Annotated in this window: 18 protein-coding genes; 13 read left to right on the top strand and 5 right to left on the bottom strand. The window is 58.9% G+C overall.

Annotated elements, in window-relative coordinates:
- Window positions 1-56: 56 nt before the first annotated feature.
- The 5 genes from QMZ18_RS08075 (at window position 57) to QMZ18_RS08055 (ending at window position 7,444) form a co-directional block, all read left to right on the top strand.
- The gene (locus QMZ18_RS08075) at window positions 57-1,031 is read left to right on the top strand and encodes a glycine betaine ABC transporter substrate-binding protein (protein ID WP_282605769.1); all 975 of its coding nucleotides are present in this window, start codon (window positions 57-59) and stop codon (window positions 1,029-1,031) included.
- 222 nt (window positions 1,032-1,253) lie between these two features.
- Window positions 1,254-3,650: a DUF1989 domain-containing protein gene (locus QMZ18_RS08070; RefSeq protein ID WP_282605768.1), complete on the top strand. Its 2,397-nt coding sequence runs from the start codon at window positions 1,254-1,256 to the stop codon at window positions 3,648-3,650.
- Window positions 3,651-3,969: 319 nt separating this feature from the next.
- Window positions 3,970-4,995, top strand: coding sequence for a TRAP transporter substrate-binding protein (locus tag QMZ18_RS08065; RefSeq protein ID WP_282605767.1), 1,026 nt, complete (start codon window positions 3,970-3,972; stop codon window positions 4,993-4,995).
- Window positions 4,996-5,460: 465 nt separating this feature from the next.
- On the top strand, window positions 5,461-5,982 hold the full coding sequence (locus QMZ18_RS08060; RefSeq protein ID WP_282605766.1) for a TRAP transporter small permease subunit: 522 nt from the start codon (window positions 5,461-5,463) through the stop codon (window positions 5,980-5,982).
- 91 nt (window positions 5,983-6,073) lie between these two features.
- The gene (locus QMZ18_RS08055) at window positions 6,074-7,444 is read left to right on the top strand and encodes a TRAP transporter large permease subunit (RefSeq protein WP_282605765.1); all 1,371 of its coding nucleotides are present in this window, start codon (window positions 6,074-6,076) and stop codon (window positions 7,442-7,444) included.
- Window positions 7,445-7,527: 83 nt separating this feature from the next.
- Here QMZ18_RS08055 and QMZ18_RS08050 read toward each other — a convergent pair whose 3' ends face one another.
- Window positions 7,528-8,226, bottom strand: coding sequence for an RraA family protein (locus tag QMZ18_RS08050; protein ID WP_282605764.1), 699 nt, complete (start codon window positions 8,224-8,226; stop codon window positions 7,528-7,530).
- Between the two features lie 147 nt (window positions 8,227-8,373).
- Between QMZ18_RS08050 and QMZ18_RS08045 the strand changes: the two genes are divergently transcribed.
- The 6 genes from QMZ18_RS08045 (at window position 8,374) to QMZ18_RS08020 (ending at window position 16,011) form a co-directional block, all read left to right on the top strand.
- Window positions 8,374-9,312, top strand: coding sequence for a phytanoyl-CoA dioxygenase family protein (locus QMZ18_RS08045; RefSeq protein WP_282605763.1), 939 nt, complete (start codon window positions 8,374-8,376; stop codon window positions 9,310-9,312).
- Between the two features lie 275 nt (window positions 9,313-9,587).
- Window positions 9,588-10,652, top strand: coding sequence for an ABC transporter ATP-binding protein (locus QMZ18_RS08040; RefSeq protein WP_282605762.1), 1,065 nt, complete (start codon window positions 9,588-9,590; stop codon window positions 10,650-10,652).
- A 105-nt stretch (window positions 10,653-10,757) separates the two neighbouring features.
- Complete coding sequence (locus QMZ18_RS08035) at window positions 10,758-12,080, top strand: ABC transporter substrate-binding protein (protein ID WP_282605761.1); 1,323 nt, start codon at window positions 10,758-10,760, stop codon at window positions 12,078-12,080.
- A gap of 78 nt (window positions 12,081-12,158) precedes the next feature.
- The gene (locus QMZ18_RS08030; protein ID WP_282605760.1) at window positions 12,159-13,106 is read left to right on the top strand and encodes a carbohydrate ABC transporter permease; all 948 of its coding nucleotides are present in this window, start codon (window positions 12,159-12,161) and stop codon (window positions 13,104-13,106) included.
- Window positions 13,099-14,007 carry a carbohydrate ABC transporter permease gene (locus tag QMZ18_RS08025; protein WP_282605759.1) on the top strand — a complete coding sequence of 303 codons (909 nt, stop codon included), beginning with the start codon at window positions 13,099-13,101 and terminating at the stop codon, window positions 14,005-14,007. Before QMZ18_RS08030 ends, QMZ18_RS08025 begins: the two co-directional genes overlap by 8 nt.
- A 231-nt stretch (window positions 14,008-14,238) precedes the next feature.
- On the top strand, window positions 14,239-16,011 hold the full coding sequence (locus tag QMZ18_RS08020) for a monovalent cation:proton antiporter-2 (CPA2) family protein (RefSeq protein WP_282605758.1): 1,773 nt from the start codon (window positions 14,239-14,241) through the stop codon (window positions 16,009-16,011).
- A 37-nt stretch (window positions 16,012-16,048) separates the two neighbouring features.
- Here the strand turns inward: QMZ18_RS08020 and QMZ18_RS08015 are convergent, their stop codons facing one another.
- Window positions 16,049-16,477 carry a hypothetical protein gene (locus tag QMZ18_RS08015; protein ID WP_282605757.1) on the bottom strand — a complete coding sequence of 143 codons (429 nt, stop codon included), beginning with the start codon at window positions 16,475-16,477 and terminating at the stop codon, window positions 16,049-16,051.
- 48 nt (window positions 16,478-16,525) lie between these two features.
- Here QMZ18_RS08015 and QMZ18_RS08010 point away from each other — a divergent pair, with 48 nt between their 5' ends.
- On the top strand, window positions 16,526-17,752 hold the full coding sequence (locus QMZ18_RS08010; RefSeq protein ID WP_282605756.1) for a hypothetical protein: 1,227 nt from the start codon (window positions 16,526-16,528) through the stop codon (window positions 17,750-17,752).
- A 14-nt stretch (window positions 17,753-17,766) separates the two neighbouring features.
- On the opposite strand, the gene QMZ18_RS08005 is transcribed toward QMZ18_RS08010, so the two are convergent.
- Together QMZ18_RS08005 and QMZ18_RS08000 are read right to left on the bottom strand one after the other, a co-directional pair.
- Window positions 17,767-18,093: a cupredoxin family copper-binding protein gene (locus QMZ18_RS08005; RefSeq protein ID WP_282605755.1), complete on the bottom strand. Its 327-nt coding sequence runs from the start codon at window positions 18,091-18,093 to the stop codon at window positions 17,767-17,769.
- Between the two features lie 43 nt (window positions 18,094-18,136).
- Window positions 18,137-18,667 carry a DUF4142 domain-containing protein gene (locus QMZ18_RS08000; RefSeq protein ID WP_282605754.1) on the bottom strand — a complete coding sequence of 177 codons (531 nt, stop codon included), beginning with the start codon at window positions 18,665-18,667 and terminating at the stop codon, window positions 18,137-18,139.
- A 340-nt stretch (window positions 18,668-19,007) separates the two neighbouring features.
- On the opposite strand from QMZ18_RS08000, the gene QMZ18_RS07995 reads away from it, so the two are divergent.
- Complete coding sequence (locus QMZ18_RS07995) at window positions 19,008-19,955, top strand: AraC family transcriptional regulator (protein ID WP_282605753.1); 948 nt, start codon at window positions 19,008-19,010, stop codon at window positions 19,953-19,955.
- A 52-nt stretch (window positions 19,956-20,007) separates the two neighbouring features.
- Here the strand turns inward: QMZ18_RS07995 and QMZ18_RS07990 are convergent, their stop codons facing one another.
- Entirely contained in the window at window positions 20,008-20,718 is a 711-nt protein-coding gene (locus tag QMZ18_RS07990; protein ID WP_282605752.1) for a FadR/GntR family transcriptional regulator, read from the bottom strand.
- Between the last annotated feature and the right edge of the window lie 160 nt (window positions 20,719-20,878).

The raw sequence follows: 20,878 nt of genomic DNA, 5'->3' as shown, positions 1-20,878 counted from the left end.
CTGTATTAATCGCTGTGAAGACAAATCGTTAAACCAAAAATATGGGAGTAGGGAGCATGAAGATAAAGACTTTGATGAAATCGACCGTTGCCGGCGCGCTGATGACAGCGGTGATCGGCGGCCCTTCAATGGCCGATGAAACCATCGCCATCGGCGAGCTGTCCTGGGACGGGGCAAGGGCCATCGGTTATGTCATGAAAGGTGTCATCGAGCTGCGCCTTGGCGGCAAGGCGGAAATGAAAAAGGCCGAAGCGGCCGTCATCTTCGCCGGCATGGACAAGGGCGATGGCGGCCTCGACGTCTACACGGATGTCTGGATGCCCAACCAGGGTGAAAAGTGGGCGACCTACATCGACGAAAAAGGCACGGTGGATCACAACACGACGCCTTACAAAGGCACGCAGAAGATCTTCATCCCAAAATATGTCCAGGAAGAATACGGCGTAAAAACGATCGAGGACCTTAATCGAGACGACGTCGTCGAACTCTTCGACCGGGACGGGAACGGTAAGGCGGAGTACTGGCCCGGCGCACCCGGCTGGAACTCGACCAACATGTGGCAGATCAAGTTCCGTTCCTACGGCCTGGACGACAAGTGGGAGGCCGTGAGCATCGACGATGCCATCTTCAAGGCGCAGCTCGACAGCGCATATAAGAAGAAAGAGGCCATGCTGTTCTATTACTGGACACCGGAATGGCTGCATGCGGCCTATGACATCGTGCCGATCGACGAACCCGCGCACACGGATGGTTGCATGGAAGTCTATCAGCCCAAGGACCGCGAAGACTGGCTCGAAGCCTCCACCTTCAATTGCTCGAGCAAAGATGCGCAGGTCTGGGTGGCCTTTTCGAAATCGCTCTACGATCGTGCGCCGAAGGTGGCGAAATTCCTGAAGAACATTTCGCTGGATCCTGCCACGGTCAATGAATGGATCCTGCAGGTCGGCCGCGACAAGCTCGATCCGCAGGACGTTGCGGAAGACTGGATCGATGCAAACCCTGAAATCGTCGACAAGTGGATTAACGGCTGACGTCTCCCTGTAGCCACTTGCCTCCCGCCCGGCTGCACCTCTGCCGAACCGGCAGCCGGTGTCGTCCGGGCGGACTTTTCCCGATTTCGTTTTGCAGTCTTTAGCGGCTGGTTCGAGTGGGTGGAGGGCGGTTCAGGTTTTTGAGCCGTTCCGTCAAGACCGATCGCATTCCGGCCTTTTTTGATTCTTTCTGGCCCCTTTTTCTGGAGCGCAAGAGATCCGATGACCGTTCTCTTTCCAGCTTCGCTGACCGCAGCCGAAACCGCAGCGGTCAGGCGTCCTGGCTTTGACAGTTTTGCCTCTCATCGGGAACGCTACTTTCTTCCTGCCAGAGGGGTTCTGATGCTCGACCTCGATGCCGGGGACAGGGCCGACGTGATCGACCTGGAAGGCGGCCAGGCGTTTCACCTCGCAAGCTTTGGTCCGGATGGCCGTTGGGATCAGGAGGCTCTCGACCCCGGAAGTCCGGATGCGCTCCGGACTGTTCCGGCGGTGGCGCTTCGAGAAGCCTTGACCGCTCAGTTCTCTGACGTAATGCATCGGCGCCAACTTGATCTGACGGCGCTTACATCGGCGTTCGCCGGACTGGGCGGCGAAAGTGCCCCGGGTGATTGCCTGGGTTTCGAAGCCCGGCGGCGCTGTATCCTGGCGATTGCGGCACCGGTTCAAGAGGCCGGGGCTCTGGAACGCGTCATCGACGGTCCGCAGCCGGGCGACCTGCAGGTCCGGATCGCCCGCCGCCGCTCCGCAGAAAATGACAGCGCAGAGCGGCCACCGCCGCTTTTGGCCGAACCGCGTCTCGATATGCTGGTGCCGCGCCGCAGCGGCCGGGCCTACGAGGTGAAAGCCGGCGAGTATATTCAGGTCGTCGATATCGCCGGCCGGCAGTGTTCCGATTTCATCGCTTTTTCGCGGCGCGCACTCGACCGGGGGCAGGAACGCTTTATCGATTCGACCGTCACACGCACCATGGTCGGGCGGGCCTATCCGAACCCCGGCATGACCGATAAATTCTATGATCAGGACAATCAGCCGCTGGTCCAGATTCTGCAGGACAGCTGCGGGCGCCATGACACTTTTGGGCTGGCCTGCACGGCACGGGTTTACGAAAACAAGGGCTTTCCCGGTCATATCAACTGTTCGACCAATATCTCCGAGGCGATGCGTCCCTGGGATGTCGCACCGCGCGGCGCCTGGCCGGCCGTCAACTACTTTTTCAACACTCAGGTCGAGATGGGCAACGCGATCCGGTCGGACGAGAGCTGGTCGCTGCCCGGCGATTATGTCCTGATGAAAGCCCTGACGGATCTGGTTTGTGTTTCCACTGCCTGTCCCGACGACACCTCGCCGATCAACGGCTGGGACCCCACCGACGTTCAGCTTCGCATTTATCGAGAGACAGAGATGTTTCGAAAATCGATCGCCTTCCGCGCAACCCCGGACTCCGATGCCGTCATGACCAAGGAAACGCCGTTTCACGTCCGCAGTTCCGAGCTGACACGCGACTATCGTGCGGCCAAGGATTTCTGGATCCCGGGCAGCTACACCGCATCCGGCGTGCTCGCGGAATACTGGGCATGCCGGGAAGCCGCCACTCTACAGGACATGTCGCAACTCGGTAAGGTGGATATCACCGGGCCGGGTGCCGAGGCCCTGATGGACCATGCACTGACCCGGGACGTGCGGCGCGTCTCGGTGGGGCAGGTCGTCTACAGCCCCATGTGCCGTTCGACCGGCGCAATGTTCGACGACGGCACGCTGTTCCGCTTGTCGCCCCATTCCTTTCGCTGGATGGCGGGCGATGCGCAAGCCACGAACTGGCTGCGCGAGCTGGCGGAGTCACTTGGCCTGGATGTGCGGGTACGTACGGCGACCTCCAGCCTCTGCAACCTCGCCGTTCAGGGCCCCAAATCGCGGGACATTCTGAAATCCCTGATATGGACGACCGACGCACACCCGCGCCTGGACGAACTGAAGTGGTTCCGTTTTCTCGTGGGCAGGGTGGGCGACTTCAACGGGCCGGCGGTTCTGGTATCCCGCAGCGGTTTCACCGGCGAACTGGGGTATGAAGTCTTCACCGCGCCGGAGGATGCCGCGGCCGTGTGGGATGCCATCATGGAAGCGGGCGCGCCTCAGGGGCTGATCCCGATGGGCCTGGAGGCGCTCGACCTGCTGCGGATCGAGGCGGCCCTGCCGACCGCCGGACATGAGTTCGACGAAAATACCGATCCCTTCGAGGCAGGGGCAGGCTTCGCGGTGCCTTTAAAGACAAAGGAGCGGGCATTCGTCGGCCGGGAAGCCCTCTTGCGAAACGCTGGTTCACCGCGCAGCCAGCTTGTCGGCCTGGTGATCACCGGACAGGATTGCCCGAACCACGGCGATCCTGTTTTTCGCGGACGAACCCAGGTCGGCACCGTGACCAGTGCCTGCCGCTCGCCTCAACTCGGACAGCCGGTCGCCATGGCGCGGATTGCCATCGAGGCTCTTGAGGCCTCGACGGAAGAAAGTCGTCAGGCCGCCTTCGAAATCGGCCAGCTTGACGGCCGCTTGAAGCGCCTCGCCGCGCAGCAGGTGCCGCTGCCGTTTTACGATCCGCAGAAACAGCGGCCACGTTCATAAGTGCCGGATAGTTTGTTAGGAAAAAACAAACTAACGCACTGAAGAATAAATAAAAATCTGAACACGCTCTCTTGCCGGGCAGGTCGGTAAGGGAGCCGGTGTCATCAGTCAGCTTGACTATGTTATCGATAACAACCATGCTGCGGCGAAGCGTCCCCCAACCTGTTGTAAGGCGTTCGACGGTGGGGCGCTGATGCCGGTGCGATAGGTAAACGGCTTGCCGATTGTTTGCTAGCATGCTAGCATTCAAAAAATAACAAGCCGACCTGAAGCCTGCAATTTTCATCGGAAAAAACAAAACAGTTCTCGGGAGGAACTCATGAAACTAGCCCATCAGCTCGCGGCAACCGCGGCAACCCTGGCTTTGTCCTGCGGTGTTGTCTTCAGTGCAGCCGCTGCAGATCACACCCTCAGAATCCAGACTCACTACGCACCTGAAACCGTATCCGGCAAGCTCGCGCAGCAGTTCGTCGACGACGTGGAAACCATGTCCGGTGGCCGTCTTGATATAGAGATGTTCTTCTCGTCCTCTGTGGTGAAATCAGTCGAAACCTTCGATGCGGCCGCCAGCGGTATCCTCGACGGCGACATGACCGGCGGCGCTTATCAGACGGGTAAAAACCCCGCGTTCCAGTTCGTCGGCGATATCATGGGCGGTTACGACACGCCCTGGCAGCAGTACGCCTGGCTCTATCATGGTGACGGTTTTAAAGCGGCCAACAATCTCTATAACGAATACAACATGCAGCTCATCGGCTGGTGGATCTACGGCCAGGAATCGATGTCTTCGTCCAAGCCGATTGCCGGACCCGAGGATCTGAAGGACTGGAAGTTCCGTTCGCCTCCGGGTCTGGAAACCGAGATTTTTGCCGAGCTGGGTGCCAGCCCGGTCGTGATGGATTTCACCGAAATCTTCACGGCGCTGGAGACCGGCATCATCGACGGTGCGGATGCCTCGGGCCTCGCCAACAACGTCGGGCTCGGTCTCTATGATCTGGTGTCGCATGCGACCTACCCGGGTTTTCACTCCATGCCTTCGGATCACCTGGCGATCCGCAAGGATGCCTGGGACGCCCTGCCGGAAGACCTGCAGCGCATCATCGAGGTTTCCATGCAGAAGCTGGCGTTCCAGACCGCGCTGACCTTCGAAGTGAAGAACAACGAGGCCGCTGCCGCCATGCGTGCCAAGGGCGTGACTCTCTATGACTGGTCAGCCGAAGACCGCGCCGACTTCCGCGCCGCCGCGCAGAAGGCCTGGCAGGGTTGGGCCGACAAGACACCGGAAGCCCGCGCATTGGTCGACAGCCACACGGCTTTCCTGAAAACGCTCGGCCTGGTGAAGTAACTCACACCAGCCGGAAACCCGCGATGAGCCAGAGCCTGATTTTCCCATTTCTCGACAAGGTGAGACGATCAGGCTCTTGGCGTCAACGCGGGGGAATCCAGGTCACTCCGGTTGAAGCCGACCAAATCGAGAGCCTTTGCGGGTTACTCCAAACATATTGATTATGTAAACATCATATGTTTTGCTGATTTTTAAAGCGGGGTCTGAATAGATGGCTGTTGTTGGACTGAGCGACCGACTGGTTTCTTTCATCGGCAACGGGAGCGCTCAACCGGCGTTCATGCATCATGTTCCGGACTTCGATGTTTGGAGAGCCCAGCCGCCACTCTGGCTGATCGATCCGGCGCTTTAAGGCAGACAGAACACCGGGTGGCCTATAGGCTGTTTGTTCGTTTTGTAGAATCGAAAAAAAACACAACCTCTGGCTCCCGCAGAGCGGAGTACCGGAGTACAGGGAACGGGAAAATGGTCGAACACGAAATTACCAGCTGGATGGACCGCGTCAGTATCGCGATCAGCCGCGTCACGATGTTCATCGTCGCCTTTATCGTGGCCATCATGTTCTACGAGGTGGTGGTGCGCTACGTCTTCTCGAGCCCGACACTCTGGGTCAACGAGATGTCGCTTTGGGTTGCGGGGGCCGTCTATCTGCTGGCCGGTCTCTACGTGATGCAGCAGCGTGCGCACATTCGGATCTTCATGCTCTATGATCTTGTGCCCCGTGCCTGGCAACGGTTTTTCGATGTGATCTCGACCTTGTTTATCTGCATCTTTTCGGCGGCCGTCGTGTGGGGCGGCTTTAACGAATCCCTGGCCAAGGTGATGCGTTGGGAGAAGTTCGGTACGGCCTGGGATCCACCGATTCCCGCTACTATGAAGCCATTGATCCTGATTACGGTCGTCCTGATCGCTGTTCAGGCGGTCACAAATCTCATCTCCGATTGGCACAAAGAAAAAGAAGTGCACGCCGTCGTCGACGACCTTTAAAAAGAACACACCGGTTGGGTGGAAACAGGGTAGGGGGAACCGGCAAAAAAGCCGGCCCCGCAAACCGCCGGTGCAGGGGGAAGAAAATTAAATGGACATTGGAACGATCTCGCTGATCCTGCTGATCAGTATATTCGTCCTGCTGGCGATCGGCATGCCGCTCGGGTTTGCCTCGGGATTTTTGGCGGTTGCCGTGTTGTTCATGAAGTTCGGTCCGGACCTGTTGCTCCGGTCTTTTGGAACCGGGCCGCTCAATATTCTGGCGCAGCGCATGTACGGTCTGATGACCGACTATGTGCTGATATCCGTCCCGCTATTTATCTTCATGGCCTGTTTGCTGGAGAGATCGAATATCGCCAAAACGATGTTCGACAGCCTGAACATCTGGCTGAGCCGGACCCGTGGCGGCATCGCCATCGTGACTGCGATCATGGCGATCATCATGGCCGCCATGTCCGGGATTATCGGCGGTGAAGTCGTGCTCCTCGGCCTGATCGCGCTGCCCAACATGCTCCGTCTTGGCTACAACCAGAACCTCGCGATCGGCACCATCTGCGCGTCCGGCAGCCTGGGCACCATGATCCCGCCCTCGATCGTCCTGATCATCTATGGCCTGGTGACGGAAACCTCGATCCATGCCCTGTTCAAGGCGGCTTTCGTCCCCGGGTTCATCCTTGCCGGCTGCTACATCGCCTACATCATGATCCGTACCAGATTGAACCCCGATCAGGCCCCGCTGCCGGAGGGCGGCGAAAGCGTCACCATGGCCGAAAAGATGAAGGCTCTGCCGGGACTCCTGGCGCCGCTGCTGGTGGTCTTTGTCGTGCTGGGATCGATCTACGGCGGGATCACCGGGATCACCGAAGCTGCGGGCATGGGGGTTGTCGCGGTGCTGATTCTCATCGTGATTCGCCGCGAAATGTCTTGGGCGCTCTTCAAGGAAGCCCTGATGCGCACCTACAAGTCGACCGGCACGATCCTCTGGATCACCTTCGGCGCGACGGCTCTGGCAGGTGCCTATTCCATCGCCGGCGGCCCGACCTATGTGGCCAATCTCATCGTCGGGGCCGAGTTGCCGACCTTCGGCATTCTGCTGGTGATGATGGTGATATTCCTGATCCTTGGCGCCATCATGGATTGGGTCGGCATCGTGCTGCTGGTCATGCCGGTGTTTCTGCCGATCGTCCTCAAACTACCGGTTGAGGAAATAGGTTTGACAGGCGCCCTGGTGGCCGCGCCCGCCTTCGTTTCCGTCTGGTTCGGCATCCTCTTCTGCGTGAACATGCAGGTGAGTTTCCTGAGTCCGCCTTTTGGTCCGGCGGCCTTTTATCTAAAGTCCGTGGCGCCGGCCCACATCTCGCTGGTCCATATCTTCCGGAGCTTCCTGCCTTTCATCGGTTTGCAGATCCTGGTGCTGGCTATCATTTTCCTCTTCCCTGAACTGACCATGGTATTCAGGTGATCGCGGGCTGGAGTAGATTGTTTTGACGGCGCCGAATCAACGTAAGTCAAAAAACGCTTCAAATTACTAGGTCAAGCGGTGGTTCAGTCGAGGAAGCGTACCCGGTCGGAAGCCAGCAATGCCTCGGTATGACCGGGCACCGCCAGGCCGTTTTCGACCTCTGAAAGAAGGGCCGTCTCGGCCGCGAGCAACGCCGGTAAAGCAGCCTGGGCCTCAGACGCGCGGGCCTGCGGTATGACGACGACGCCATCCCGGTCACCGGCCAGGATATCGCCCGGTGAGATCTGAAGGCCGCCAATCGACAGCGGGAGATTGACGGACCCGGGGCCTGAGCGGGCCGGTGAGTTGGGGGTCAGTCCGGCGCAGTAGACCGGCAGGCCGACCGGCAGGATTGCCTCGTAGTCGCGCAGCATGCCGTCGGTGACAAAGGCAACCACGCCTTTATTCTTGGCCATCCCGAGCACGAGATCGCCGGCGACTGCCGCGCCCTTGAAGGCGTCGGTTCCGGCAACGATCACATCACCGGGCTCGGCAAGCGCGACCGCGGCGAACAACGCCAGATTATCCGACGGGCCGCACAGCGCGGTGATGGCGGTCCCGCAAAATTTGAACGGCAGGCCATCCCCGGCACCCAGCGGTTTGATGCTGTGGTGCAGAGCGCCGCCGCCGCCCAAAGCATCGACCAGATTACTGGTGGCAATGCCGGAAAAGGCCGAGACGACCTCCGGTGCCGGGCGTTCGATCTTGCGGCGGGCCGTCAGGACGGGGGGATCTTCAATCATCTTGTCTTCCTGTTGCGTCTTCTACCTGCACGGCACGGAAAGGGCGCGAGGTCTCCATAAACGAGTATGCCGTCTTCCGGCGAAAAGTGATTTGTGTTATCGTTAACATGTAGCATAGGCTCAAACCGCATTCCACAGGAGACCTTAATGCTTCGCGCGGAGCAGATCGACTTTTACCGGACGCAGGGTTACCTGGTTCTGGAGCGCCGGATCCCGGACAGCCTGATCGCAGAGGCGAAAGACGAACTGGCGCGCTTTATCGAGATGGCGCGCGGAATGGAGCAAAGCGACAGCGTCCTCGATCTGGAAAGCAGCCACCGGTCCGATGCACCGCGGGTGCGCCGCGTGAAGCTGCCGCACAAAGTCAGCCCGGTGTTCGACGCCCTCATGCGCAGTGAATGGATTCTGGAGCCGGTTCGCGACTTGATCGGGAATTCGGTCCGCCTGCACACCAGCAAACTCAATCTGAAATCCGCCGGCTACGGAGCGGCGGTCGAGTGGCATCAGGACTGGGCATTTTATCCCCATACCAACGACGACGTGCTGGCGGTCGGGGTTATGCTGGACGATGTCGGACCCGAAAACGGGCCGCTGCTGATTTTTCCCGGCAGCCATCAGGGGGAAATCTTCGACCATCACGCGGAAGGCTATTTCTGCGGCGCGATGTCGCTTGCGAAATCCGGGCTGGACCCGGCGGACGCGGTCGCACTGACGGCACCGGCGGGTTCGATCTCCATTCATCATGGCCGCGTGGTGCACGGTTCGGACCTTAACCGTTCCACCCGTGACCGGGCGCTGCTGCTCTATGAGATGACGGCGGTCGACGCCTGGCCACTGCAGGGGTCCTTTAGCGAGATGGGGACGCTCGAAGACTACGATACCCGCATCCTGTGCGGTGATTCGACGATCGCGCCGCGGCTGGAATCCGTCCCCGTGCGGCTGCCGATTCCAAAACCGCAGGACGTTGCATCGATCTACCAGGTTCAAAGAGGGCTGTCCGAACGGACATTTGACGTGATTGAAGGGCAGGTTGGATCGGCAGCGGCGCCGCACAAAGACCAGGCCGAAAATCAGGCTGCCGGCTGACAGTCTGCGGCGGTCCGAACGGACCGGACGCATCCACGGATCCGGTATGAGTGTTCGAACAAAAACATAGTTTGTCAGGCCGTTAACTTGAATCTGTTGCACAGAGGAGAGTGAAAATAACCGGAGTAAGAGAAAGATTTCGGGCAGCGTGAAACTTTAGGCGAGACAGTTAAATCGCAATAATGTATACGTTAACGGATCCATAAACGCAGTATAAGCGGGATTAAGAAGGCCGGCAGCAAGAACGGCCCGGATTTAAGGGAGCAGTTGTATAGATGGCTTCGGTTGAAATCCGCGACGTCCGAAAATCATTCGGTCCCGTAGAGGTGGTGCACGGCGTCGACATCTCGATCGGCGACGGCGAATTCGTGATTCTGGTCGGACCTTCCGGTTGCGGGAAGTCGACCCTGCTGCGGATGATCGCAGGCCTCGAGAAAATCACATCGGGTGAAGTGTCCATCGGCGGGCGGGTGGTAAACCAGATGCCACCGAAAGAGCGGGACATTGCCATGGTGTTCCAGAACTACGCGCTCTATCCACATATGACAGTCTCCGAAAACATGGCTTTTTCCTTGCGGCTGAGGCGCACGGAAAAGGCACTTGTGACCGAGCGCGTCCATATCGCGGCGGAAATTCTCGGCCTGATGCCTCTGCTCGACCGCTTTCCCCGACAACTCTCCGGGGGACAGCGCCAGCGCGTCGCCATGGGGCGCGCCATCGTGCGCGATCCGCAGGTCTTTCTGTTCGACGAACCGCTGTCAAACCTAGATGCCAAACTGCGGGTGCAGATGCGCACCGAGATCAAGGAACTGCACCAGCGTCTGCGCACCACCACGGTCTACGTCACTCATGATCAAATCGAAGCCATGACCATGGCGGACAAGATCGTCGTGATGCACGACGGCATCGTCGAGCAGATTGGTGCGCCACTGGAGCTTTATGACAATCCGGCGAACCGCTTCGTTGCCGGCTTTATCGGTTCGCCGGCGATGAATTTCATGAGCGGGCAGATCCAAGGCGTGAACGGTACGGCGGTCCTGCGCACCGATGGCGGTATCGACCTGCCGCTGCAGGCTGCGCCGGCTGCCAGTGACGGCCGTCCCGCGGTTTACGGTGTCCGCCCCGAACACTTCATCCTGTCTGACGAGGGGGCGGAGGCATCGGTCGTGGTCGTCGAGCCGACAGGTTCGGAGATCCAAGTGGTTGCCGATATGGGGGGCGCGCACATCGTTGCCGTATTTCGGGAGCGGCATGACCTCAAACCGGGGCAGAAGATTTGCCTGCAACCCAATCCGGAACTTGTTCATCTCTTCGACAGCGATAACGGACAGCGTCTTTAAAAAGGAGGTTTTCGTGCCGCCCAGCAAGAACCTGCAGGCGTCACATTGACAACAATTAATCCAAAAAGGTGTTGAGAAATACCGAAACATAATGGGAGGAAATAGATGTTTAACATTGATCGCCGTTCCCTGCTCAAGGGAAGTACCGCACTCGCGTTGGGTGCCGCACTGAGCCCTGCTGACTTGCTCGGTTACGCCAAGGCCTGGGCTGCCGACATGAAGTTTACGCCGGAAGCCGGCGCCGAACTCCGCCTGTTGCGGTGGAAGCGTTTTATCCAGTCGGAAGAAGATGCCTTTCTGGCGCTGATCGACGCTTTCTCCAAAGCGACCGGTGTGAAGGTGACGGTCGAGAGCGAGTTCATGGACGACATTCAGCCCAAGGCATCGGTTGCAGCCAACGTCGGTTCCGGTCCCGATTTAATCTGGGGACTCTATTCGACGGCGCATCTCTTCCCGGACAAGCTTATTGATCTGACCGATGTCGCCGACCATCTGGGCAGCCAGTACGGTGGCTGGGTTCCAGCCGCGGAGACCTATGGCAAGGGCGACGGCGACAACTGGATCAACATCCCGATCTGCTTTGGCGGCAATTACCTGAACTACCGCAATTCAATGATCGAGAAGGCCGGTTTCAAAGAGGTTCCTCAGGATCTCGACGGCTTCCTGGAGATGTCCAAGGCTCTGAAAGCCAATGGGACCCCGATGGGTATGGCGCTCGGGCATGCCTCGGGTGATGGCAATGCCTGGACGCATTGGGCGCTCTGGGCGCACGATGCCTATGTCGTCGACGAGAACGACAAGGTGATCCTGGATTCACCGGAAGCGGTTAAGGCCTGCGAGTATGTCAAGGCACTGTACGATACCTGGATCCCGGGCACTGCGTCCTGGAATGACGGTTCGAACAACAAGGCCTTCCTCGCGGGTGAAGTCTCGGTCACCAACAACGGCATTTCGATTTATCAGAAAGCCCTGACCGAAAATATGACCGATATCTCCGAAGACATGGACCATGCCTTCTACCCGGTCGGCGTGTCCGGCGAGCCGACGGAATTGCACGTTGCCTGGTCGTTGATGGCCTTCAAATACTCGAAGTATCCGAATGCCTGTAAGGCGCTGTTCGAGTTTATTCTGTCCAAACCGCAATACGATGACTGGCTGGTGGGCTCCGTGGCCTATCTGACACATCCGCTGAACGGTTATGACAACAATCCGATCTGGACCTCGGACCCCAAGCGCACCATCTACCGCGACTGCGCCAAGCGGACCCTGACCGCGGGGGGTAAGGGCTCGGTCGGCGAACGGGCGGCGGCGGCGCTGGCCGACTTTATCGTCGTCGACATGCTGGCCTCGGCCGCGACCGGTCAGACGACACCTGAAGAAGCCGTCCAGCAGGCGACCCGCAAGGCGAAGCGGATCTATCGAGGCTAGGCTCAGACGCTGACTTGGAGAACCGGTGCTTCGGCGCCGGTTCTCGATACTCTTCTGCACTCGGGATAACTTCTCAATATGGTTGATGCCGCACCGGGAAATGACGCGGTTGTCTCGGCCAGCTTCTGGACGAGGCTAAACGAGAACCGGACCGTTCTTGGCCTCTGGTTCATGCTGCCGGCCGCGGCCTTTTTGATCTTTTTCCTGGCCTATCCGCTCGGACTTGGGATGTGGCTCAGCCTGACCGATGCGAAGATCGGCCGGGCGGGCGAGTTTATCGGCTTCGAGAATTTCACCTGGCTGTGGGGGGACAGCGTCTTTTGGCTGTCGGTCTTCAATACGCTGCTTTATACGGTCGTCGCGAGCGTCATCAAGTTCGCCATCGGTCTCTATCTCGCGCTTCTGCTGAACAACAACATCGCCTTCAAGGCGTTCATCCGTGCCATTGTGTTGCTGCCCTTCATCGTGCCCACGGTGCTGTCGGCAATCGCCTTCTGGTGGATTTTCGATTCGCAGTTTTCGATCCTTTCCTGGGCCTTGATCGAACTCGGCATCATCGACCAGAACATCGATTTTCTCGGAACACCCAACAACGCCCGCGCTTCGGTCATCTTCGCCAACATCTGGCGTGGTGTGCCCTTCGTGGCTATTACGCTTTTGGCCGGGCTACAGACAGTGCCGCAGTCGCTCTACGAGGCGGCGACCATCGACGGCGCCTCCAAGTGGGACATGTTCCGGCATATTACCTATCCACTTTTGACGCCGATTATCGCGGTCGTCATGACTTTTTCCGTCCTTTTTACCTTTACCGACTTTCAATTGATTTACGCCATGACCCGGGGCGGTCCGGTGAATGCCACCCACCTGATGGCGACGCTGTCGTATCAGCGTGCGATCCTCGGCGGAAATCTGGGAGAAGGCGCGGCGATTTCCACGGCCATGATCCCCTTCCTGCTGTCCGCGATCATGTTCTCCTGGTTCGGTCTGCAGCGCCGCAAGTGGCAGCAAGGTGAAAGCGATGACTGAGGCAACGCTGAAAACAACGAAGGCCAACGCCGGCGCCTCGGACGATTCCGATGGTATGGACTATCTGGTCACGCGGCGTTCAAGGTTCGTGACGGTCTATCTTCCGCTGATTCTGATCATGTTCGTCCTGCTCTTTCCGTTTTATTGGATGGGCACGACTTCGCTTAAACCCAACAGCGAACTGCTGGATATGAACAACCACAATCCTTTGTGGGTATCCTCGCCAACCCTGCAGCATTTCAACAAGCTGGTATTCGAGACCGAATACCCGGCCTGGATGTGGAACACCATGCTGGTGGCGGTTGTCGCAACCTTCCTCTCGATCGTGGCCAGCGTCATGGCCGCTTATGCGATCGTCCGTATCCGCTACCGGGGAGCGCAGACGGTCGGCGGACTGATTTTCCTCGCCTATCTGGTGCCGCCGTCGATCCTCTTCATACCGCTCTCGACCGTCATCTTCGAATACGGGCTGTTCGACAGCCCCCTGGCGTTGATCCTGTCCTATCCGACCATTCTGATACCCTTCAGCACCTGGCTGTTGATGGGCTACTTCAAGACCATTCCTTTTGAACTTGAGGAGTGTGCTCTGATGGACGGCGCCTCACGCCTGCAGATCCTGCTTAAGATCGTTCTGCCGCTTTCGGTCCCGGGTTTAATCTCAGCGGGAATCTTTTCTTTCACGCTTTGTTGGAACGAATTCATTTATGCCCTGACCTTTATCAGCACTTCGGCCAACAAGACCGTGCCCGTTGCGGTTCTTTCCGAACTGGTCGACGGCGACGTCTATCATTGGGGCTCGTTGATGGCCGGTGCTTTGCTGGGCTCCCTCCCGGTTGCCATCATCTATTCCTTCTTCGTCGAACACTACGTTTCCTCTATGACGGGTGCCGTGAAAGAGTAGTACGCCTGTGTCTGTCTTGTGACGCATTCCGAATAGATTTGGGTTGCCTGCCGCTGTCCTTTATATCTGACGTTCGATCGTCCGCTTGCCGGGGTGCTGTCCGGACAGGCGGCGAGCCGTTTGGCGGCTCGAACATCAGAGGGATAGAACAGGCAGATGCATCGAGACCGGAACTCAGGCCCTTCAGAAAACACGCGGCACTTCCGTTTCGCGCGCGGGCGAGCCTGAACCATGGCGGACGTCGGAGGGCCGATAGGGTTTCTGGGCGAGGCGGCGGTCTTCATGGCGGCGGCCGTTGTGGCCGTACCGCTGTTCAAGCGCTTCGGACTTGGCTCGGTGCTGGGGTTTCTGGCTGCCGGAATGTTTATCGGTCCCTTCGGCATCGGGATCATCAGCAACTCGGAAGATATCCTGCACTTCGCCGAATTCGGGATTGTGCTGCTGCTGTTCATCATCGGGCTCGAACTGAAGCCCAGCCGGCTCTGGGTGATGCGACGGGAAATCTTTGGCCTTGGGCTTGCGCAGGTCTTCGCCACCGGCGCTGTGCTCTCCACTTCAGCGTATCTGCTTGGCCTGAGCTGGCAGGCGGCGATTATCGCGGGTTTCGGGCTCGCGCTGTCTTCGACCGCTTTCGCGCTGCAGATCCTGCAGGAGAAGGGGGATCTGAACACCCGCCACGGACGGACCGCCTTTGCGATTCTGCTGTTTCAGGATATTGCCGTCGTGCCGTTGCTGGCGCTGGTCGGCATCTTCAGCTCCGGGGGCGGCGAGGCGGCGGATCCCTTCTGGCTGGCGGCGATAAAAGCCATCGCGGTGGTTGGCGGTCTGCTGGTGCTCAGCCGCTTCCTCCTGAACCGGATTTTCCGGCTGGTTGCCAAAGCCAACTCCCGCGAAGTCTTTGCGGCGGCTTCTCTGCTGCTGGTCGTGGGCACGTCTCTGATGATGGATGCGGCCGGTCTTTCCATGGCACTGGGGGCATTTCTGGCCGGGGTCATGCTCGCCGATTCGGAATTCCGGCACCAGTTGGAAGCGGACATCGAGCCCTTCCGCGGCCTTCTGCTGGGTCTCTTCTTCATGGCCGTCGGAATGTCGGTCGACCTGCGCCTGGTGTTCGAAAACCTGTGGCTCGTGCTGTTGGCCGTGGTGTCCGTTATGGCGGTCAAGGCCGTGTTGCTGTTCGTTCTGGCCCGTGTCTTCGGCGTCGGAAAGTTCGAGGGACTGAGCATCGCCTCGACCCTGTGTCAGGGCGGTGAGTTCGCCTTCGTCCTCTTTTCGGCCGCCTCCGCCGGCGCCGTCTTTTCGGATTTGATCGCCAGCCTCATGACCGCAAGCGTGACCATCTCCATGGCTTTGACGCCGCTGGCCACGAGCCTGGTCGGACGCTATGCCAAACGCACGGCCGCCAAGGAGCCGGCAGGCGAGAAGCCGCCGGTGCGCAAACTTGACGACGCCCGCGTCATCATCGCCGGCTTCGGCCGGATGGGGCAGGTGGTTGCGCAGTTGATGGCGGCCCGGGGCGTCATTGCCACGGCCATCGATACCGACCCGGAAAGGATCGAAATTGCAAAGACTTTCGGGACCAAGGTCTTCTATGGCGACGTGCAGCGGATCGACGTTCTCCGCGCGGCAGGGGCTGCCGAAGCAGAGATCATCTTTGTCTGTGCCGACGACAAGGACTCCTGTACGGAGATGTTGAAACGCATCAAGGGGTCGTTCCCCAAGGTGAAGACCATCGTCCGCGCGTATGACCGCATGCACGTCATGGAACTCAGCGATTGGACAACTGGTCTGATCGTGCGGGAAACCTTCGAATCCAGCGTGCTGATGGGGCGGGAAGGTTTGTTGCGGCTCGGCTTCTCCGAAACGGATGTCGACGACACCTTGACCGAGTTCCGGCGCCGGGACAGTGAGCGCCTGCGTCTGCAAAAGACCATCGGCATCTATGCCGCCGCAGAGCGAATGCAGACCCCATATCCCCCGGCGTCGTCCGAAGAGAAATCCTGACGCCCCGATCGGCAGGATGCGGTCGGCCGTATCTACTCTAGTTGCGGGGTACGCTCTGCTGTTTTCTCGACTGCCAGAGCGGTCGGGCAACGGCAAAGGCAATCAGCAGCCAGGCTAAAATGCCTTTGGAGTGATCGGAGAGCGTTGCGGGGCCGGTAAAGGTGAAGTAGCCCAGAATTGCATGAAATTCCGGCGGGTTCTGAATCACGATCTGCCAGGGCAGGCCATCGAAAATCGACTGGTAGTAGAGGTAGTAGAGCTGCGGCGACAGCCAGATAAAGCTCCACATGGCAAAAACGGCGACACCGATCCTTGCGGAAAGCTGTACCGGCAGGCCGCGGTCCGGAACCAGGCGGAAGAGGTAACCTGCCGCGATGAAGGTTGCGCCGGAGAGAAGCAGCGATACGGCCGCCAGACCAATCTGTCCGCCGCTCGAGAGTGTGTGGAAGGAATCGCCGTCGTACATAAGCTTTAAGGATCTTCGCCGCAGTTCGTAGGGTGATGGCCGGGGCGCGTGAATCTGCCTTCTGTCGAAATGGCCGCGCATCCTGTATTGTTGCCCGAAGAACTGCTGAGGCCAATGGGATTTACGATGGGGATGGCGTGGAAGCCGAAGTTTTGTGCCGCGAGGAGCCTGGTGCTCGTCATGGCGGTTGTCTTGGGGGCTGCAGGAGACTCGATCGCACGTGAAGCGATGGATAACTTCATTTTCGTCGCCAATCGGACCTCAGCCGAGATTGCGGTGATCGACACCCGCAAAGATGAAGTGGTCACGCGGATCTCGACAAACGGGGTGCCGCTTCACCTGCTGGCCTCGAAAGATCGCCGACAGCTGATTACAACGAGCGGTGAGACGAAGTCTCTGTCGATAGTCGACTTTGACAGCCGGGAAACCGTTTTTAAGCTTTCTCTCGGATTTGAGCCCGCGTTCGTCGAGCTTGGGCCCGACGACCGTCTGCTGGCCGTGGGCGGCGATGGTGGCAGCCTGGTGCTCATCTCACTTGAAGAACAGCGCGAACTCCACCGCATTGAAGGCCTGCGTGATCCCGGCTACGTGATGTTCAGTGCCAAAGGCAATCGCCTGTTCGTTTCGCATCGGGCGGCGGGCGAGGTCTCGGTGATCGATGTTGCGTCAGGCCGGCTGAGCGGTACGATCTCTCTCAATGAAGTGTCGCCGGCAAACGGCGGGATCTCGCACATTACCCGCACGCCCGGCGGCCGCTACGGCTTTGCCTTGCACCGCGAAGGCGGCGGCCTGAGTGTTCTCGATCTGGAAAGCGAAACCGCGATTAAATCCATCGACCTACCGGGTGGGCATTGGCGGGGGTTTCCCACCGTCGACAGCCAGTACGTTCTGGTGCCCAACAGCGGCGATGACAGCCTCTCGATGATCTCGACCCGGACCCGCCGGGAGTCCGCCCGCTTCGACGGAATCAAGGAGATGACGGGCGTGAACACGGCCCTGTTCGGCAGCGTGGCCTTCGCGTTCAGCCGTGCGGGCAACGGCGTGACGGTCATTGACCTGCTGGAACAGCGGATCATCGACCGCTTCACTTTGCCGTCTACGCCGGAGACCGCAGCCACCACCACAGACGGATTGAAGATCTATGTGGCGATGGCGGAGAGCGATCAGGTTGCGGTGATCGATGTCATCCGCAGCAAGGTGGTCAAGACTATTGATGGCGTCGGAGGCGAACCCTGGGCCGTCTTTGCCGCGGGTGCGCTCAACTACTGCCACTGAAGTGCGAGGGATTTTCAGGTCTGCCTGATCTCCAGTTTTGCCTTCATGTTCGGATGGAAGCGGCAGAAGTAATCACCATACATGCCGGCCTCTACCGTCGTCTGCCATTCTTCGTCGGTCTTGAGAGTCCCTGAGTCCCAGCTCTTGTCGGACGCAGTGGCGGTATGAGGCACGATATCGCGGTTGATCCAGGTGATCCGGTCTCCCGGGGTCACTGAAAGCTGCTTGGGAGAGAAGATAAAGTCCTTGATCTCCACGACGTGGGTGGCGGCCTCTTTCGCGTCGGCGTCGTTTGACGAAAGCAGCCTGGGTCCGGCGAGGGCCGTGACGGCAAGCGCCATCACAACCCTACGGGATATCTTGTGGTTATCCACGGTCCGGGCGCTACTTCAGCGACTTGACCATCATGGCCGCATGCTGTTCGTGGGCCTTGAAGATCTTCAGTGCTTTGACGAAGAGTTCTTTGACCTGCGGCGTCTCGATGTTCGGGATGAAGGTTTTTTCGACCAGACCGTTGACCGCCTTGTGGTAGCCGAGCTCGTTTTCGGCGTAGCGCTTGTCGAAGGCAGCGCCACTCAGGGCACTCATTTCGGCCACCAGAGCATCCGAATCACTGGTCAGTTTCTGGCTCAGAAAGTTGTCTTTCGGCGCGACCTTGAGTTCCTGCAGCAGGGCGAGGGCCTCTTCGTTGACGGCAGTGTGGTCGCGGATCATGGTGCGGGCGAATTCATGAATTTTCGGATTTTTCGAAATCGCCAGCGCCAGGTGCGCGTAGCGGATGTCGATGGAGTCCGCGGTGTAGGCGACGTGCGCGATTTCCAGATCGTTCAGTTCTTCCGGAGAGGCTGCAGTGCCGGGATTGATCCAGGCAACGGCAGAAAGGGCGAGGACGGAAAGAAAGAGTTTCGAGTTCACGGTTGGCTCCCTTTTGATGTGGGTTTTACTCAGAGCCTGACCGAACCAATCGATGTCGAAATGACGTGCGGACCAGTCTCTGCAAAATGGATTGGGAGAGCGCTTTACCCTCCTGATTACGGCAATCCACGGCGATTGCGCTTTATGTCTGCGGGAGGACTTCCAGCCGGATGTCGTCTTCGGCCGCTGTTTCCCTCTTTGCAGATATGCTAGGTAATGCTGCTTCCGACATATGATCAATCGCAGTTCGTACAGAAAACTTGATCGATCGTACAACACAGCATCAGAACCGGTGTTTTCGCTGGATCGGAGAACCATCTTCGGATGGGAGGGATACGACATGGATCTTCTGAGCAATATTCTTGATCTGCTGAGATTGAAGGGCACCTTTTATTTTAGGACCTCCTTCAATCGGCCGTGGGGTGTCGCGGTTCCGGCCTTCGAAAATGTGTCGCGATTTCACTTTGTCCATCGTGGACGGTGCTGGGTTACGGTCGCCGGTGTGGATTCCCCTGTTTTGCTCGAGCAAGGGGATCTTGTGATCATCACCCATGGCGCTGCGCACAGCCTGCGCGACCAACCGGATACCCCCCTGAAAACCGTCGACCAGGTGGTGGCAGAGGCCGGCTTTACCGGCGAAGGCGCATTGGTGATCGGAGATCAGGGGACCGGTCACGAGACGCAATTGATCTGCGGTCACTTCGCCTTCGATTCGGATGCGACCCATCCCCTGATCGAGAAACTGCCGCCGTATCTGCATATAAAGAACTTCGGCGAAGCCTCGACGCTATGGCTGGAAGCCACGCTCAAACTGATCGGTGCGGAGGCCGGCAGATCGAACCTCGGCGGCGATCTGATTGCTCTGAAACTGACGGAAATCATCTTCACGCAGGCGATCCGTGCCTTCCTGGCAAGCGACGGCCAGCGTCAGTTGGTTTTCAAGGGGATTGCCGACACGCATATCGGGCGCAGCCTGACCGAAATTCATCGAAATCCTGCCCATTCCTGGACTCTGGAAAGCATGGCACGCGTTGCCGGACTCTCCCGCACCGCCTTTGCCAACCGCTTTCAGGATCTGATGGGTATGACGCCGATACAATATCTGACCAATTGGCGTATGCAGATAGCGCGCCGGTCTCTCGTGGAATCCGAGAACTCAATTTACGAAGTGGCGGAGCAGAGCGGCTACCAATCGGAGGCGGCGTTCGGGCGCGTTTTCAAACGTCATTTCGATCTGGCACCTGCCACCTACCGCCGGGTGCGCCGCGCAGAAGACCGGGTGGCGTGACCTTTGACGCTCTCGTTATCTGATGAAGAGCCTAAACATTTTCATAGGATTGCTACTCCAGGCCGAAGCCGGCTTTGCGCAAAGAACTGAGCGTCGCATCGAGGAGTTGGTGCGAGCGGCGCCGCGCAGATTCGCGATCGCCCCGCTCTATGGCTTCGATCACCTCGCCATGGAGTTCGCGTGAATCCGGCGCCTCGATATTGGGGCGTGAGGTCAATTTGATGGAAGCGCGCAGGCTTTCTTCGATACAGGCGCCAAATCCGGAGAAGAGGGCGTTACCGCTGGCCGTCAGGATCAGGCGGTGAAAGGTGACGTCGCCTTCGATCGCGTCGTCGGAATAGTGGTCGCTGCGGCCGCCCATGGCCTCGAACGCGTTGCGGATCTGTTCGATCTGCGTCGTGCTGGCGCGTTCCGCAGCCAGAGCGGCCGCTTCCGGCTCGACGATCCGGCGCATGGCGAAAAGCTCACTGAGATAAGTCTGCGGCGGAATGACTTCGCGGCGCCAGCGCAGCATGTCGGCGTCGAGGAAGTTCCAGTCGATCCGTTCGCGCACGACAGTACCGATGCGCGGCCGCGAAACGATCAACCCCTTGCCGGACAGGAGCTGCAGCGCTTCACGCAGGCAGGTGCGGCTGACCGCGAACTCTTCCAGCAGACTGGTTTCGTGTGGCAGAGCGGTTCCCGTGGCGTAGGTGCCGGTGATGATCCGGACCGCCAGGGCCTCGACTACCGTGTCACGAAGGTTTAAACGCCTGCGCTGCATTGAAGCGGCATTCCCCGCAAGTGTGATCTTGAAGTCAATAGTAATACATATTACAAATCCTTCAATCTAGCCTGTAAACGCCGGTTCCGAGGGTTTTGCGCCCCGTAAGACCGATGACGCGAGACGATCTCGACGAGCCGGCGGAACGGCCACTGCATGT

Source organism: Pelagibius sp. Alg239-R121 (assembly GCF_947331435.1).
Taxonomy (GTDB): Bacteria; Pseudomonadota; Alphaproteobacteria; order Kiloniellales; family Kiloniellaceae; genus Denitrobaculum.
The sequence above is the reverse complement of the archived record's forward strand: the minus strand, read 5'-3'. Positions and strand labels throughout refer to the sequence as shown.

Bases quoted from the DNA above. Each gene is read 5' to 3' on its own strand.
- QMZ18_RS08075 (WP_282605769.1), top strand. From the start codon at position 57: ATGAAGATAAAGACTTTGATGAAATCGACCGTTGCCGGCGCGCTGATG.
- QMZ18_RS08070 (WP_282605768.1), top strand. From the start codon at position 1,254: ATGACCGTTCTCTTTCCAGCTTCGCTGACCGCAGCCGAAACCGCAGCG.
- QMZ18_RS08065 (WP_282605767.1), top strand. From the start codon at position 3,970: ATGAAACTAGCCCATCAGCTCGCGGCAACCGCGGCAACCCTGGCTTTG.
- QMZ18_RS08060 (WP_282605766.1), top strand. From the start codon at position 5,461: ATGGTCGAACACGAAATTACCAGCTGGATGGACCGCGTCAGTATCGCG.
- QMZ18_RS08055 (WP_282605765.1), top strand. From the start codon at position 6,074: ATGGACATTGGAACGATCTCGCTGATCCTGCTGATCAGTATATTCGTC.
- QMZ18_RS08050 (WP_282605764.1), bottom strand. From the start codon at position 8,226: ATGATTGAAGATCCCCCCGTCCTGACGGCCCGCCGCAAGATCGAACGC.
- QMZ18_RS08045 (WP_282605763.1), top strand. From the start codon at position 8,374: ATGCTTCGCGCGGAGCAGATCGACTTTTACCGGACGCAGGGTTACCTG.
- QMZ18_RS08040 (WP_282605762.1), top strand. From the start codon at position 9,588: ATGGCTTCGGTTGAAATCCGCGACGTCCGAAAATCATTCGGTCCCGTA.
- QMZ18_RS08035 (WP_282605761.1), top strand. From the start codon at position 10,758: ATGTTTAACATTGATCGCCGTTCCCTGCTCAAGGGAAGTACCGCACTC.
- QMZ18_RS08030 (WP_282605760.1), top strand. From the start codon at position 12,159: ATGGTTGATGCCGCACCGGGAAATGACGCGGTTGTCTCGGCCAGCTTC.
- QMZ18_RS08025 (WP_282605759.1), top strand. From the start codon at position 13,099: ATGACTGAGGCAACGCTGAAAACAACGAAGGCCAACGCCGGCGCCTCG.
- QMZ18_RS08020 (WP_282605758.1), top strand. From the start codon at position 14,239: ATGGCGGACGTCGGAGGGCCGATAGGGTTTCTGGGCGAGGCGGCGGTC.
- QMZ18_RS08015 (WP_282605757.1), bottom strand. From the start codon at position 16,477: ATGTACGACGGCGATTCCTTCCACACACTCTCGAGCGGCGGACAGATT.
- QMZ18_RS08005 (WP_282605755.1), bottom strand. From the start codon at position 18,093: ATGGCGCTTGCCGTCACGGCCCTCGCCGGACCCAGGCTGCTTTCGTCA.
- QMZ18_RS07995 (WP_282605753.1), top strand. From the start codon at position 19,008: ATGGATCTTCTGAGCAATATTCTTGATCTGCTGAGATTGAAGGGCACC.
- QMZ18_RS07990 (WP_282605752.1), bottom strand. From the start codon at position 20,718: ATGCAGCGCAGGCGTTTAAACCTTCGTGACACGGTAGTCGAGGCCCTG.